Here is a 13,063-nt window from a genome sequence, read left to right as displayed (position 1 = left end):
GCCGAAGGGGGGCGCACCGGTCAGGCGGCGGCTCGGCAGGGCTTACGGGGTTCCTCGAATTCCCGGGGCGCGAAGGTGTCGTCGATGCGGTGGGCCACCCGGGCCAGCAGGTGGCGGTCGTGGCTGATGGCCAGGACGCCCGCCCCGTGCCGGTCGGCCCAGTGGAGGACCGCGTCCCAGACCAGGGCTTGGGTATTGGGATCGAGCATGGCCGTCATTTCGTCCGCCAGGAGATAGCGCGTGCGCGGGGACAGGACCCGGGCCAGGGCCAGCCGCTGGAGTTCGCCGCCGGACAGTTCGTGGGGGTAGCGGGACAGCCAGGCGGGCTCGATGTTCAGGGCCTGGAGGGCGCGTTGATCGGGTTGCCAGCCTTCGCACAGGCTGTCGCGAAGCTTCCAGCGCGGGTTCATGGTCAGTTCCGGATGCTGGAAAATAAGCTGCACCGGGCAGAAGACGTTCATGGGCAGCGGTTGGCCGTCGCAGGAGATGCGGCCTTGCTGCGGGGCGAGGTGTCCGGCCAGGAGTTTGGCCAGGGTGGACTTGCCCCGGCCGCTGGGGCCGGGCAGGCCGACCACTTCGCCGGGCTGAATTTCGATGTTCAGGTCCTCAATGATCCACGGTGTGGTCTCGTAACGGAAAAAGAGCCGGTCTCCCTTAAGCATGGCAGCACCTCACCCGGCCGTCGTCCACGGCGCGCAGAGGTTGGGGGCGGCGGCATTCCTCGGTCCGTCCGGCGCAACGGTCGCCGTAGATGCACCCTTCCACCAGGCAATCCTCCATGGGCTGGTTTCCGGCTACATAGCGAAAATCCTGTTGGGGCAGGGCGCTCCATAGCGTCCGGGTGTACGGGTGGCGAAGTTGCCCCGCGCCGAGGAAGGCCGTTGCCGGGGCCAGTTCCACCGTGGTCCCGGCATAGATCACCGCCACCCTGTCCGCGATCCGCACGGCTGCGTCGATGTCGTGGGTGATGAGCACGATTCCCTTGCCCGCGTTGGCCAGTTCGCGGAGGTGGGACAGGGACTGGCGGGCCACCTCGGCATCCAGGCCGGTGGTCGGCTCGTCCGCGATGAGCAGGTCGGCGTCCCCTGCCGTGGCCGTGGCCGTGAGCACCCGCCGGGCCATGCCGCCGGACACCTGGAACGGGTACATGGCCTTGACGCCGCTCGCCAGCCGATAGCGGTCGAAGGCCTGGTCCGTGTTCCGGGCCGCGTCGTGGCGGCATCGGCCGCTCAGGCGCGAGGCGCGGTAGACCTGCCCGCCCACCTTGCACAGCGGGTTCAGGTAGGCCACGGACTGGGGAATCAGGGCGATCCGTCTGCCGCGCAGCCGGGTTACGGTCCGTGCGGTCACGGGTTCATCCTGGAACAGGATCTCGCCGGAGACCCGGGCGTTTTTCGGCAGCAAACCGAGGATTGCGTGGGCCAACAGGCTTTTCCCCGAGCCGCTGGAGCCGACCACGGCCACGATCTCCCCGGCCTCGACGGTCAGCGACAGGTCGCGCACCGGGTGCAGGGTCCGTCGTTGACGGCCCGAGCCGTAGCGGCTGAATTCGATGGACAGGTTTTGGACGGACAGCATGGCTACTCCTGGCTGGTTTTGGGATCGGTGATGACGCGCAGGCTGTTGCCCAGGACATCGAAGAGTTTGACCGTGACCAGCAGGGACAGGCCGGGAAGGATGGCCAGCCACCAGTAGCCGGTCGAGATGTGGCGCATGGACTCGGACAACAGGATGCCGATGGACGGGTTGTGCGGGGAGAGCCCGAACCCAAGGAAGGTCAGTCCGGCCGCGTGCAGGATGGCGTGGGGGAAGAGCAGGATCAATCCGATGGTGAACTGGGGCACGATATGCGGGAGCATGTGTTTGCGGGCGATCCACCAGGGCGAGCGGCCGAGCCGGCGCGAGACCATGACGAATTCCGCCTGCCTGAGCTGCAGGATTTCGGCCCGGATGATGCGCGCCAACCGGGTCCAGTGGGACACGGCCACGGCGATGATTACCCCGGTGGCCCCGCCGCCGCAGGCGAAGGAGACCAGGATGAGCAGGACCAGGTGCGGGGTGGCCATGACCAGGTCGATGAGCGTGGTCACCACCGCGTCGGTCTTCTTGCCCATGGTTGCGGACAGGGTGCCGAGCACGGCCGAGACCACGGAACTGACCGTGGCCGCCAGCAGCCCGATGCCCAGGCTGCGGGTCAGTCCCTTGGTGGTACGCACCAGCATGTCGCGGCCCAGCCAGTCCGTGCCGAAGGGGTATTCCAGGCAGGGCGGCAGCTTCTTGTGCAGAAAATCCGTGCTCAGCCCGGCGTCGCCCATGAGCCGGGAGGTTGCGATCAGGACCGCGAAGTAGACCAGGCACAGGCCTGCCGCCCAGGCGGCGCGGCCCCGGCCGTCCGATAGACGCAGCCGTTCCGCCACGGGGTAGAGGCGTTCGGACAGGGTGGGGGAAGCTGCCGCGGGGGTCATCGAGCCTCCTCCGCACCGATGCGGATGCGCGGGTCAAGCACGCCGTACAGGATGTCGGCGATGAGGTTGCCGGAAAATACGAACACGGCGCTGAACAGGGTGATGCCGAGCAAAAGGGGCACGTCGCCGCGGATGCCCGCCTCCACCGTGGCCTTGCCCAGGCCCGGGTAGGAAAAGACCTGCTCGGCCAGGACCGAGCCGCCGAACAGCTCCCCCAGGGAGGCGAACTGGAGGGTCACGGCGGGCAAAGCCACGTTGCGCACCGCGTGCCGCCAGGCCACGCCCGTCCTGGATTCCCCTTGAGCCAGGGCGAACAGGGCATACTCGCTGTTCATGGCATCGATGGTCTTTTCGCGGGTGTGCAGGGCGATCTGGGCCACGCCGATGACCGACAGCGTGGCCGCCGGGAGGATCAGGTGATGCAGCCGCTGCCACAGGGTGGCGTCCGCTGGCGACACGCCCGGCGGGGTGGCGCAGCAGATGGGCGTCCAGCCCAGGGCCACTGAAAACACGGCCAGCAACACCAGTCCCATCCAGAATGACGGGGTTGAGGCCAGGGTATAACTGTATACGCGGATGAACCGGTCCGCCGGGGAATTGCGGTTGGTGCCCGCGATCACCCCGAGGACGAAGCCGAGCAGCCCGGACAGCACCCAGGCCGTGGCCATAAGCCAGAGCGAGGTGGCGAACCGCTTGCCGATGACCGTGGTCACGGGTTCGTTGAAGATCATGGAGCGGCCCAGGTCGCCCTGGAGCGCATGCTTCGCCCAAATGAGGAACCGTTCGGGCGCGGGTTTTTCGAGTCCCCAGCGTTCGATGATGCGCTGTTCCTGGGCGGTGCTGATCTGCATGCGGTCGATGCCGATGTAGGCGGATACCGGGTCCACCGGCGACAGGGAAACCAGGGTGAAGGCCAGGACCGAGACCAGCGACAGGATCAGTGCGAGCCGTCCGAGCTTGCCCAGACAGAAGGAGGGGGAGATGGGGTGCATGTTACGTCCTGGTTCCGGCGGCGCGGGGAGGGCCGCGCCGCCGGGAGGCAAGGGTTAATCCTTCCAGGTCCATTTCTGGATGTTGGCCGTGATGGGCCAGCCGTGCCCGTGGGGCTCCACCTGGGAGACGCCCACGTCCAGATGCTCGTTGACGAAGTAGGTGTGTTCCAGGTTGACCAGCCAGGCCCAGGGCGCGTCGCCATGGGCGTTGCACCCGGTGGTGCCGTCCCACTGGGCCTTCTTCCAGAAGGCGAGGGAGGCCTCGTAATTCGGGGCGGCGATGGCTTGGTCCAGGTATTTGTCCACTTGGGGATTGATGTAGTAGCCGCCGTTGCTGAATCCTTCACCCGCGTGGTGGCTGGAGTAGAGCTGGTAGACCTCGATGGGGTCGTGCGCTCCCCAGCCGAAGACGATGACGTTCGAGTGCATCAGGTGCCTGATCTCGTCCCAGCTGCGCTTGCCTTCGACCACCGCATGGATGCCCACCGGCTTGAGCATGTCGGCCACGGCCAGGGCCAGGTATTGGCGGATGGACCGGTCGGCCGGATAGATGATGGTGAATTCCGCCTTGACGCCGTTCTTCTCCACGATGCCGTCGCCGTCGGAATCCTTCCAACCTGCGTCGGACAGAAGCTTGCGGGCCGCATCCGGGTCGGCGTCTTTGAAGATGTTTTCCGGGTTGTCCCAAGGCAGGCCGTCGCAGGGGCCGTAAGCCGGTCGGCCGAATCCTTCGAGTACGCCCTGGACCAGCAACTTGCGGTCGATGGCCACATTGATGGCCTTGCGGACGGCCGGGTCGGCGGTGACGTTGTTGCCGATGGGCGCGCCCTGGTCAGTGGTCTTGCCGGTGTTGGGCTGGTAGGGGAACATGAGTCCCCGGTTGTCCACGCTTTTCACCGGATGGAGGACCATGCCGGGGAGGGACTGCAAGGCCAGGACCTGCGGGACCACGACCACGTCCACCTTGCCCGCCTTGGCCGCGGCGAAGGAGGTGTCCTCGTCGGTGAACAGAAAGACCAGATGTTTGAAAAAGGGCTTGTCGCCGTAATAATAGGGATTGATCTCGGCGATCATCTGCTGGCCCTCGTTCCATTCGACCATCCGGTAGGGGCCGGACCCAATGGGCTTGCGGGCATAATCGGGGCCGTGCAGGGCCTTGGGCACGATGCCCAGGCTGACCAGCCGGTTGATGAAGGTCGTGTCACGCTTTTTGAGGGTGATCCGCACGGTGTACGCGCCAGTGGCCTCGGCCTTGTCCATGTTGATCAGGTCCACCTTGCCGCCCGCGTTGGCCGCGGTGTTGAAGGTGTAAGCCACATCCTCGGCGGTCAGCGGGGACCCGTCGGAAAATTTGGCGTCCTGGCGGATGGTCACGTTCCAGGCCAGCCCCCCATCGGCCAGTTCGGCTGCCGTGGCCAGGTCGTTGATGATGTTCAGTTGCTCGTCCCGTTTGAGCAGGGTGGACTGGAACAGGGGATTGCCGTAGCGGCCCCAGCCCATGGTCGGATCGTATCCGTCCTCGGGTTCGCCCTTGATCGCCAGGGTGAGCGTGTCCTTGGCCAGGGCCGGGGTTGCGCCCAGGGTGGCAAGAACCAACAGGCCGAACACTGCGGTCAGGACCAACCTGCCCGCGCGGGATTGGGGGAAACCGTGCATGAACTCCTCACTTTGAGTACGCGTTTTTAAAAAGATTGCGCTAAATAGCACTATTTAAAAAAACGTGTCAACTAACACGAATGATAATGAGAATAGTAGAACTGCGAAGGTTGGGGAATGGACGGGGGATGACGGCAAGAGGGCCTGGATGTGTGGCGGTCTTCGTCGAGCCGACGAAAAAGGCCTGGAAGGAAAACCTTCCAGGCCTTGTAGGGATGCGAAGCGCCGAATCGGTGGATGGCTGGGGACTATTCCGAGGTCAGATCCCTGATGGTCTTGAGGGCCTTGCCCCGGTCCTGGGCCAGCTTCTTCCACTTCTTCTTTTCTTTCTTCAGGGTTTCGATCGTGTGCAACAGGTCCTGCACCGTGCGGGCGGGGTAGCCGTGCGTAGCGCGGCTTCCCCTTCGCAATTCCTCGTCGTTGTGCTGCCGTATGGAGGCGAGCTGGTTTGCGTCGAGTATCATCGATTCCCCGGGGTTCGTCAGGCGGCGGGCTCGCTCACGGATTCACCGGCGGGTTCGGCCACGGGGACGCAGGCGGGGGCGCAGGCCGGACGGCAGAAGCTCTGCTCCGAGTATTCCATGCGGTCCTTGTACTCCTGCTGCTTGCCCTTGTTCCAGCGCCCCACCGGGCGGTAGTAGCCGACCACGCGGGTATAGACCTCGGTTTCCTTGTCGCAGGTCGGGCAGTGGAAGTGCTCGCCGTAGAGGTAGCCGTGATCCTCGCAGATGGAGAAGGTCGGCGTGACCGAGATGTATGGGATCTTGGTCTTGCTCATTGCCTTGATCAGGAAGTTCTTCACGCTCTCCTCGTCCGGGGCGGCCTCGCCCAGGAAGGTGTGGAAGACCGTGCCGCCGTTGTACAGTGTCTGCAAGGCGTTCTGGTGTTCCAGAGCGAAGAACACGTCCGAGCTGATGCCCACGGGCAACAGGGTGGAGTTGGTGTAGTAGGGGGTCTCGTCGCCCGAGGTGTAGATGTCGGCGTACAGCTCGCGGTCGATTTTGGCCAGCCGGTAGCAGGTGCCTTCGCCGGGCGTGGCTTCGAGGTTGTACAGGTTGCCGGTCTCTTCCTGGAACTGGACCACCAGCCGACGCAGGAGCTTGAGCACCCGCTGCATGAGGTGGGATCCGGACGGCGTGTCGAGCCCCTTGTGCAGCAGGTTCATGCACGCCTCATGGCCGCCGATGAGCCCGATGGTCGAGAAGTGGCCCTTGAAACCGTTCTTGAGGTAGCGCCGGGAGAACGGGAACATGCCCGCGTCCAGGTTCTGCTGGACCACCTTGCGCTTGAATTCCAGGGACTCCGAGGCCAGGCGGGCGTACTCGGTGATCAGGTCCATGAAGTCTTCTTCATTGTGGGCCAGATAGGCCAGCTTGGGCAGGTTCAGGGTGACCACGCCGATGGAGCCGGTCAGGTCGCCCGCGCCGAACAGGCCGCCGGTCTTCTTGCGGATCTCGCGCAGGTCCATCTGCAACCGGCAGCACATGGAGCGCACGTCTTCGGGATTCAGATCCGAGTTGATGAAGTTCTGGAAGTAGGGCGCGCCGTACTTGGCGGTCATCTTCAGGAGCAGCTTGCCTTCCTCGGATTCCCAGGGGAAGTCCTTGGTCACGTTATACGTGGGGATGGGGAAGGAGAAGATGCGTCCGTCCGCGTCGCCGTCGAGCATGACTTCCAGGAAGGCGCGGTTGAACATGGCCATTTCCTCGGCGTATTCGCCGTAGGTGGAGTCCTTGAACTCGCCGCCGATGATGATCGGTTCCTTGGCGATGTGCGCGGGCGGTTGGAAGTCCAGGGTGAAGTTGGTGAACGGCGACTGTCCACCCCAGCGCGAGGTGGCGTTCAGGTTGTGCAGCAGCTTCTGGAGCTGCTGCTTGACGTCGTGGTAGCTCAGGCCGTCGTTGCGGATGAACGGGGCCAGATAGGTATCCACGTTGTTGAAGGCCTGGGCCCCGGCCCACTCATTTTGGAGGGTGCCGAGGAAATTGACTATCTGTCCGCAGGCCGCGTCGAAGTGCTTGGCCGGGGTGGACGAGCAACGATCGCGCAGGTTGAATCCTTCGAGCAGCAGGTCGCGCAGGGACCAGCCGGAGCAGTATCCGGCCAGACCGAAGGACAGGTCGTGGATGTGGAAGTAGCCGTGGGTGTGGGCCAGACGGACTTCCTCGGGGTACTTTTCAAGCATGTACCGGGCCTGGACCGCGCCCGCCATATGCAGGATCAGCCCCTGGTAGGAATGGGTCATGTTCGAGTTTTCGTTGACCCGCCAGTCGACGTTGTTCAGGTAGCTGTCGGTTACCTTGGCGATGTCCAGGAACGCTTCGTCCTGGGAGCGCAGTTCGCGCCGCTTTTCGCGGTAGATGATGTACCGCTCGGCCACTTTGAACAGGCGGGCATCCATGAGGACTTCCTGGACCATGTCCTGGACCTGTTCCTGCTCGGGGATGTCCACATCCGTGAGCTTTTTTTCCACTTTTCTGGCCAGCCGGTCGGCGAGCAGCGGGTCCTTGATGCCGCTGCCCTGGAGGGCCTTGAAAATGGCGTTGCCGATCCGTTTGGTGGACCAGGTCTCGATGCATCCGTCACGCTTGAGGATTTTGCTGGGCATTGAATGTCTCTTGCAGGCGTGAGACGCGGAAGGGTGCGCGCCGCACGAGGTGCGGCCGCAACAAAATCGCCTGCATTGTCGCCGATGAACGGATCTCGCGGCAGCACCGCGAGTCCTGACGACGGTTGTCGGGTAATACGCATTCTTGTCCGCATGCGGGTTCCGCGAACCGCATTCGGCAGGAAACGCTTCAGGTAGGTCTTCTGGCTTTCCCCGCCCGGCCCGCCTTCCCGCCTTGCGGCAGTGGCATGTTGGGCTGGACATTCTTACGGGGATCACAGCGGCGGGACCGCTCCGGCTTCGCACCGGATTCCCTGTTATGGCCCATGGCCACCTGAAGGACATCTGGAACGGCGTAAGACTAGCCAAAGGATTGGCGAAGCGCAAGAGCGGATTCGCCGTGATGGACGATTCATCTCAGCCGCACAGCTCCGGGACGCCTCGGAGAATGTCTAGGCATACGTCGGCATTATTGAGTGAATACAAGTGGATGCCGGGTGCTCCCAAGGCGAGTAGTTCGTGGATTTGCCGTCGGGCGATCTCCACTCCCTTGCGCCGCACGGCCTCGTCTCCGCCGGTGTCGAACGCCTCCCGGATTTCCAGGTAGAGCTTGAGCGGAATGTTTGCTCCGCACAGCGACAGGATGCGATCCAGGGACTGCATGGCCAGGACCGGCAGGATGCCCGGCACCACGGGATTGTCGATGCCCCGGGAGCGGAGCCGCCGCACCATGTCCTGGTATCGACGCACGTCGAAGAACAATTGGGTCACGCCGAATTCCGCACCGGTGTTGAACTTGTGGCAGGTCCAACGCAGGTCGTCGTCGATGGACGGGGACTCGGGGTGGGCGTCTGGGTAGCAGGCCGCGGCCACGCCCATCTCCGGCCATCCCCGGCGCACGAAATCCACCAAGTCCGAGGCGTGCCGGAAATCCTTCCAGGCTCCCGTCGGATCGTTGCCAGGCATGTCTCCGCGCAGGGCCAGGACATCGCCCACGCCCGCTGTCAGCAATCGGTCGATGTACTCGGCCACGCTCCGCTTTTCCGCGCCCACGCAGGTCAGATGCGACATGACCGTCAGCCCGAACCGCCCGTGCACCTCGGCCGCGATTTCCAGCGTGTTGTCCCGGAACGAGCCTCCCGCCCCGTAGGTGACCGAAGCGAATAACGGGTCGAGCCCGGCCAGTCGGTCCACCTGGTCGAAGAAACGGGGCCATTGGCCGCGTTCCTTGGGTGGGAAGAATTCAAGGGAAAGGAAGGGGCCGTTGTCCCGGATGCGATCGATGATTTTCATGGTCTGTCCTTGTGGCGGGATTTCTGTCCCGGAGCGGCTTTGCGCCGCCTCCGGTCCGTCCGTCATGCCGCGCTTTGTTTGTCGGATCGGGCTATCGCTCGCGAAGGAACCGATTGCCCGGCCATTGGTATCGCAGTTAAATTCGTATATCAAGATGTATTGATATTAAAATGCGAAACAAAAGGCAAGCCCTGTCCGTATGGGCGAATCGGGTCGGGGGGCCATCTTCCTGTCGGGAATCGTCTGGGCAACATGCGTGCGCATGCAGACATTGCCACAGCGGGCCGGGTGCAATGCCAACCCCCTGTTTCAGTTGGAGCGTCAAGCCGGGGAAAGGGAGGGGATGTCCTGCTTTGCCGTCGGTTGGATACAAAACGGCCCGGAAGGGGATGCCTTCCGGGCCGTTGTTTTCTGCGTTTCGCGTGGGAACGGGATTAGCCGACCAGCTCCCGGACCACCTTCAGGGCGGCCTCGTAGTCGGGTTCCTCGGTGATTTCCTTGAGATATTGGACATAGGCGACCTTGCCGTCCTTGCCGATTACAAAGACGGCGCGGGTCAACAGGCGCAGCTCCTTGATGAGCGTGCCCCAGTTCTCGCCGAAGGAAGCCTGGGCATGGTCGGAAAGGGTCTGCACGGCTTCGATTCCGGCCGCGCCGCACCAGCGGGCCTGGGCAAAGGGCAGATCCATGCTGACGGTCAGGATTTTCACTCCGTCGCCCAGGGACGAGGCCTCGGTGTTGAAACGGCGGGTCTCCATATCGCAAACCGGGGTGTCCAGGGAGGGCACAGAAGCGATGACCAGCATCTTGCCGGAGAAATCGGACAGGGTGGCGGGGGAGAGGTCGTTGGCGGTCACGGTGAAGTCGGGCGCGGTGTCGCCGACTTTGATTTCAGGGCCGATCAAGGTCAACGGATTGCCTTGGAACGTGATAATACCGGTTCTTTCGCCCATGATATTGCTCCTTTCACGAATGAATGTGGGTTGGTCGTTCCTATTCAAATAAGTATCCTTGGCGGCGTGTAAAGGATCAACCTGTAATTGGTGACGATATCCCCTCGGTTTTGCCGGGCGGACTGCGCGCCGCCGCGCCAGCCGGAAGCGTCGCGTTGCCTGTTCCCGCGTGCCTGGCGGACGGTGATGGGGGCGGCTCCGTCGGCTTCCGGGGAAAATGGAAACGTGAGTTTTCCCTATGGACAGAAAAACCAGTGTTTGCGTATAGCGAAGGTGGATTCGTGTCTGTTGTCCGGTTTGAATCCCGGTCCGTCCGCGTTGCGGGTAAAGGCTGGAGGGTGGGACTTGCCATGGGAAAGATACTGGTGATTGATGGCGATCCGATTCAGTGCGCCGTCATCAAGTCCGCGATCGACGATATGGGCCACGACTGCTGCCGCGCCCATTCCGGGCCGGAAGGTTTCACCCGGCTTGAGGGCAGCCGTTTCGACATCGTCTTTCTGGCCTCCGCCCTGCGCGGGGGCGGCGGGTTGCGTGATCTCCCCCGACTGATCGAACTGGCGCCGGATGCGGATTTTGTCATGCTCGCGGAAAAAGCGGATTCGGACCGCATTCCCCAGGCGTTCACCGCTGGGGTCAAGCACTGTCTGGTCAAGCCTGTCCCGGAAGAGCGCATCCGCGAGGTTGTCCGGGACCTGGTGTGGCAGAGGGCCGCGCGGCGAGGGCAAACCGAGGCCTCGGACCACGAGGGGATTGTCGGCGACAGTCCGGCTTTCAACCTGTGTCGGGAACGGCTGGCCATTTCCGCCGGGGGTGTGGGCAACGTGCTCATCATCGGTGAACCCGGGACCGGCAAGAGACTTTTCGCCCGGGCGCTGCACAACAGGAGTGACCGCAAGAACGGCCGCTACATCGTGGCGGATTGTGCCAATCTCCCCCGACCTCTGGCCGAGAGCCTGTTGTTCGGGCGTATGGGGGGCGCGTCCACCGGGACGGATCAGGACCGCAAAGGCTTGGTTCACCTGGCGTACGGCGGTACCTTGTTCATGAATGAAATCGGCGAACTCGACCTGGACGTCCAGAAGGCCCTGTTTCGGGTCCTGGAGGATCGGGCCGCCCGTCCGCTTGCTCCCGGCAAGGAGTCTCGTGGCGATTTCAGGCTGGTCGCAGCCTCCAGCCGAAACCTTGAGGATCTGGTGGCCCGGGGTGAATTTCACCGTGATCTCCATTACCGGCTTCAGTCCTTTCTCATCGAGTTGCCGCCCCTGCGCGAACGAAACGGCGACATCGAGTTGCTGGCCCGATATTATCTTCCCATCCTGTGCAGGGAGAGCGGTATGGAAGAAAAGGAAGTGGAGCCCGGGTTTCTGGAGACCCTCGGACTTTACGACTGGCCCGGCAACGTGGCCCAGTTGGCCGACGTTCTTCATGCCGCGCTTCAGAAGGCGCGCTTCTCCCACAGTTTGGGGCTTCACCATCTCCCCCGGCAACTGCGCATGCGCCGCGTGTTCCAGGAGATGGACGGGAGCGGCGTTCCGCCCCGGGAAAAAGGCCCGTTGCCGCTTCCCCATATCCTGTCCGTGCCCGCCGAAGGGTTCCCGACCATGAAGGCCGCCCGGCAGGATGCCGTGGAAGCCATGGAGCAGATCTACCTGCGGCGGCTGGTCCAGTTGAGCGGCGCTTCCATCGCCACGGCCTGCAAGCTTTCCGGCCTTTCCCGAGCCCGCCTGTACGAGTTGCTGAACAAGCACAACCTGTCTTTGAAAAGCCAATGACGCCGCCAAGCGGCCCGTGGCCCGCTTTCCCGGGGCGTCGCGCCGGAAGGCTATCACACGGGGGCGTCCCCCGGCAGGAGAGCGCGTTGCAGCGCGCCGTCGCGGGACCCTTATTCCGTCGCGTCCCGGTAGCCGTTGGGGTTCTTGGACTGCCAGTTCCAGGTGTCTCGGACCATGTCGTCGATGGTGTGGGTCGCCTCCCAGCCCAATTCGCGGCGGGCCTTGTCCGTGGAGGCGTAGTTGGCGGCCACGTCGCCGGGGCGGCGGGCCGTGATTTCGTAGGGGATGGGCACGTTGTTGACCCGTTCGAAGGCGTGGACCAATTCGAGCACGCTGCATCCTTTGCCCGTGCCCAGGTTGTGGACCGTGTAGCCGGGCTCTTCCTCAAGCTTGCGCAGGGCGGCCACGTGGCCCCGGGCCAGATCCACCACGTGGATGAAGTCGCGCACTCCCGTACCGTCGGGGGTGTCGTAGTCATCGCCGAAGATGCGCAGCTTTTCCAGCCGTCCCACGGCCACCTGGGCGATGTACGGCATGAGGTTGTTGGGGATATCCGCCGGGTCTTCGCCGATAAGCCCCGACGGGTGCGCGCCCACCGGGTTGAAATAGCGCAGGACGGACATGTTCCATCCCGGTTCGGCCGCGTGGAGGTCCTTCAGGATTTCCTCGATGTACAGCTTGGTGCGGCCATAGGAGCTGTAGGCTTCTGTAGGAGTCTCTTCGGTCAGGGGGAGCCGGTCGGACAGGCCGTAGACCGTGGCCGAGGAACTGAAGACGATGTTTCGGGCCGTGTTCCGGCCCATGGCCTTGCACAGGTTGATCAGGCTGAGGAGGTTGTTTTCGTAATACATCAGCGGCTTGGCCACGGACTCGCCCACGGCCTTGTACCCGGCGAAGTGGATGGCGGCGTCGATGGCCTCCTCGCGGAACAGGGCTTCGACCTCGTCCAGCTTGCAGAAGTCCATGCGGTGCACCGGGATGCGGGCGCCCGTGATCTGTTCCACCCGCTTCATGGCCACAGGCGAACTGTTGCTGAAGTTGTCCGCGCAGATTATGTCGTATCCCGCGTCGATCAGCTCGATGCAGGTGTGGGTGCCTATGTAGCCGGCGCCTCCGGAAACCAATACCTTTTTGATGCGCATGCAGTGATCCTTGGGTGATTCTCCCCGGCGGGGGGTTGTCTGCCCGTGCGACCATGGCGGGCATTCTCCCGCCCCCTGGCCTCGGCGCATCCAGGTTCCGCGAATCCGTCGGGTTTGTCCAGCCCTAATGGCGCCCGGGGCGGCTCTTTGCCGCGATGCGTGGCCGGGGCCGATCATGC

General features: G+C 63.8%; 11 protein-coding genes and 1 riboswitch. Of the genes, 1 reads left to right on the top strand and 10 read right to left on the bottom strand.

Annotation, left to right across the window (positions count from 1 at the left end; translation table 11 throughout):
- Window positions 1-20: 20 nt before the first annotated feature.
- The 9 genes from J0909_RS03595 to tpx form a co-directional block, all read right to left on the bottom strand.
- A complete protein-coding gene (locus tag J0909_RS03595) occupies window positions 21-662 on the bottom strand; it encodes an ABC transporter ATP-binding protein (protein WP_207260531.1) in 642 nt (213 codons plus the stop codon).
- Window positions 655-1,578, bottom strand: coding sequence for an ABC transporter ATP-binding protein (locus tag J0909_RS03590; RefSeq protein WP_207260529.1), 924 nt, complete (start codon window positions 1,576-1,578; stop codon window positions 655-657). The genes J0909_RS03595 and J0909_RS03590 overlap by 8 nt, the downstream gene beginning before the upstream one ends.
- 2 nt (window positions 1,579-1,580) lie before the next feature.
- Window positions 1,581-2,465 carry an ABC transporter permease gene (locus J0909_RS03585; RefSeq protein ID WP_207260528.1) on the bottom strand — a complete coding sequence of 295 codons (885 nt, stop codon included), beginning with the start codon at window positions 2,463-2,465 and terminating at the stop codon, window positions 1,581-1,583.
- A complete protein-coding gene (locus J0909_RS03580; RefSeq protein ID WP_207260527.1) occupies window positions 2,462-3,457 on the bottom strand; it encodes an ABC transporter permease in 996 nt (331 codons plus the stop codon). The genes J0909_RS03585 and J0909_RS03580 overlap by 4 nt, the downstream gene beginning before the upstream one ends.
- Before the next feature lie 54 nt (window positions 3,458-3,511).
- Window positions 3,512-5,113 (bottom strand): ABC transporter substrate-binding protein, encoded by a 1,602-nt coding sequence (locus tag J0909_RS03575; protein ID WP_207260526.1) that lies wholly within the window; start codon window positions 5,111-5,113, stop codon window positions 3,512-3,514.
- Window positions 5,114-5,361: 248 nt separating this feature from the next.
- Window positions 5,362-5,577, bottom strand: coding sequence for a hypothetical protein (locus J0909_RS03570; RefSeq protein WP_207260525.1), 216 nt, complete (start codon window positions 5,575-5,577; stop codon window positions 5,362-5,364).
- A gap of 17 nt (window positions 5,578-5,594) precedes the next feature.
- Window positions 5,595-7,721, bottom strand: a complete 2,127-nt coding sequence (locus tag J0909_RS03565; RefSeq protein WP_207260524.1) for a ribonucleoside triphosphate reductase — start codon at window positions 7,719-7,721, stop codon at window positions 5,595-5,597.
- A 176-nt stretch (window positions 7,722-7,897) separates the two neighbouring features.
- A riboswitch (cobalamin riboswitch) is annotated at window positions 7,898-8,074 on the bottom strand.
- A 64-nt stretch (window positions 8,075-8,138) separates the two neighbouring features.
- Window positions 8,139-9,014: a methylenetetrahydrofolate reductase gene (locus tag J0909_RS03560; protein ID WP_207260523.1), complete on the bottom strand. Its 876-nt coding sequence runs from the start codon at window positions 9,012-9,014 to the stop codon at window positions 8,139-8,141.
- Window positions 9,015-9,448: 434 nt separating this feature from the next.
- On the bottom strand, window positions 9,449-9,967 hold the full coding sequence (gene tpx / locus J0909_RS03555) for a thiol peroxidase (RefSeq protein ID WP_207260521.1): 519 nt from the start codon (window positions 9,965-9,967) through the stop codon (window positions 9,449-9,451).
- Between the two features lie 350 nt (window positions 9,968-10,317).
- On the opposite strand from tpx, the gene J0909_RS03550 reads away from it, so the two are divergent.
- On the top strand, window positions 10,318-11,742 hold the full coding sequence (locus J0909_RS03550) for a sigma-54-dependent transcriptional regulator (protein WP_286181733.1): 1,425 nt from the start codon (window positions 10,318-10,320) through the stop codon (window positions 11,740-11,742).
- Between the two features lie 110 nt (window positions 11,743-11,852).
- Here the strand turns inward: J0909_RS03550 and galE are convergent, their stop codons facing one another.
- Window positions 11,853-12,884, bottom strand: coding sequence for a UDP-glucose 4-epimerase GalE (gene galE, locus J0909_RS03545; RefSeq protein ID WP_207260517.1), 1,032 nt, complete (start codon window positions 12,882-12,884; stop codon window positions 11,853-11,855).
- Window positions 12,885-13,063: the final 179 nt, after the last annotated feature.

The sequence above is a fragment of the Desulfovibrio sp. Huiquan2017 genome (genome assembly GCF_017351175.1).
Taxonomy (GTDB): Bacteria; Desulfobacterota; Desulfovibrionia; order Desulfovibrionales; family Desulfovibrionaceae; genus Pseudodesulfovibrio.
Note: the sequence above shows the minus strand (reverse complement) of the source record. Positions and strands in the feature narration are given on the sequence as shown.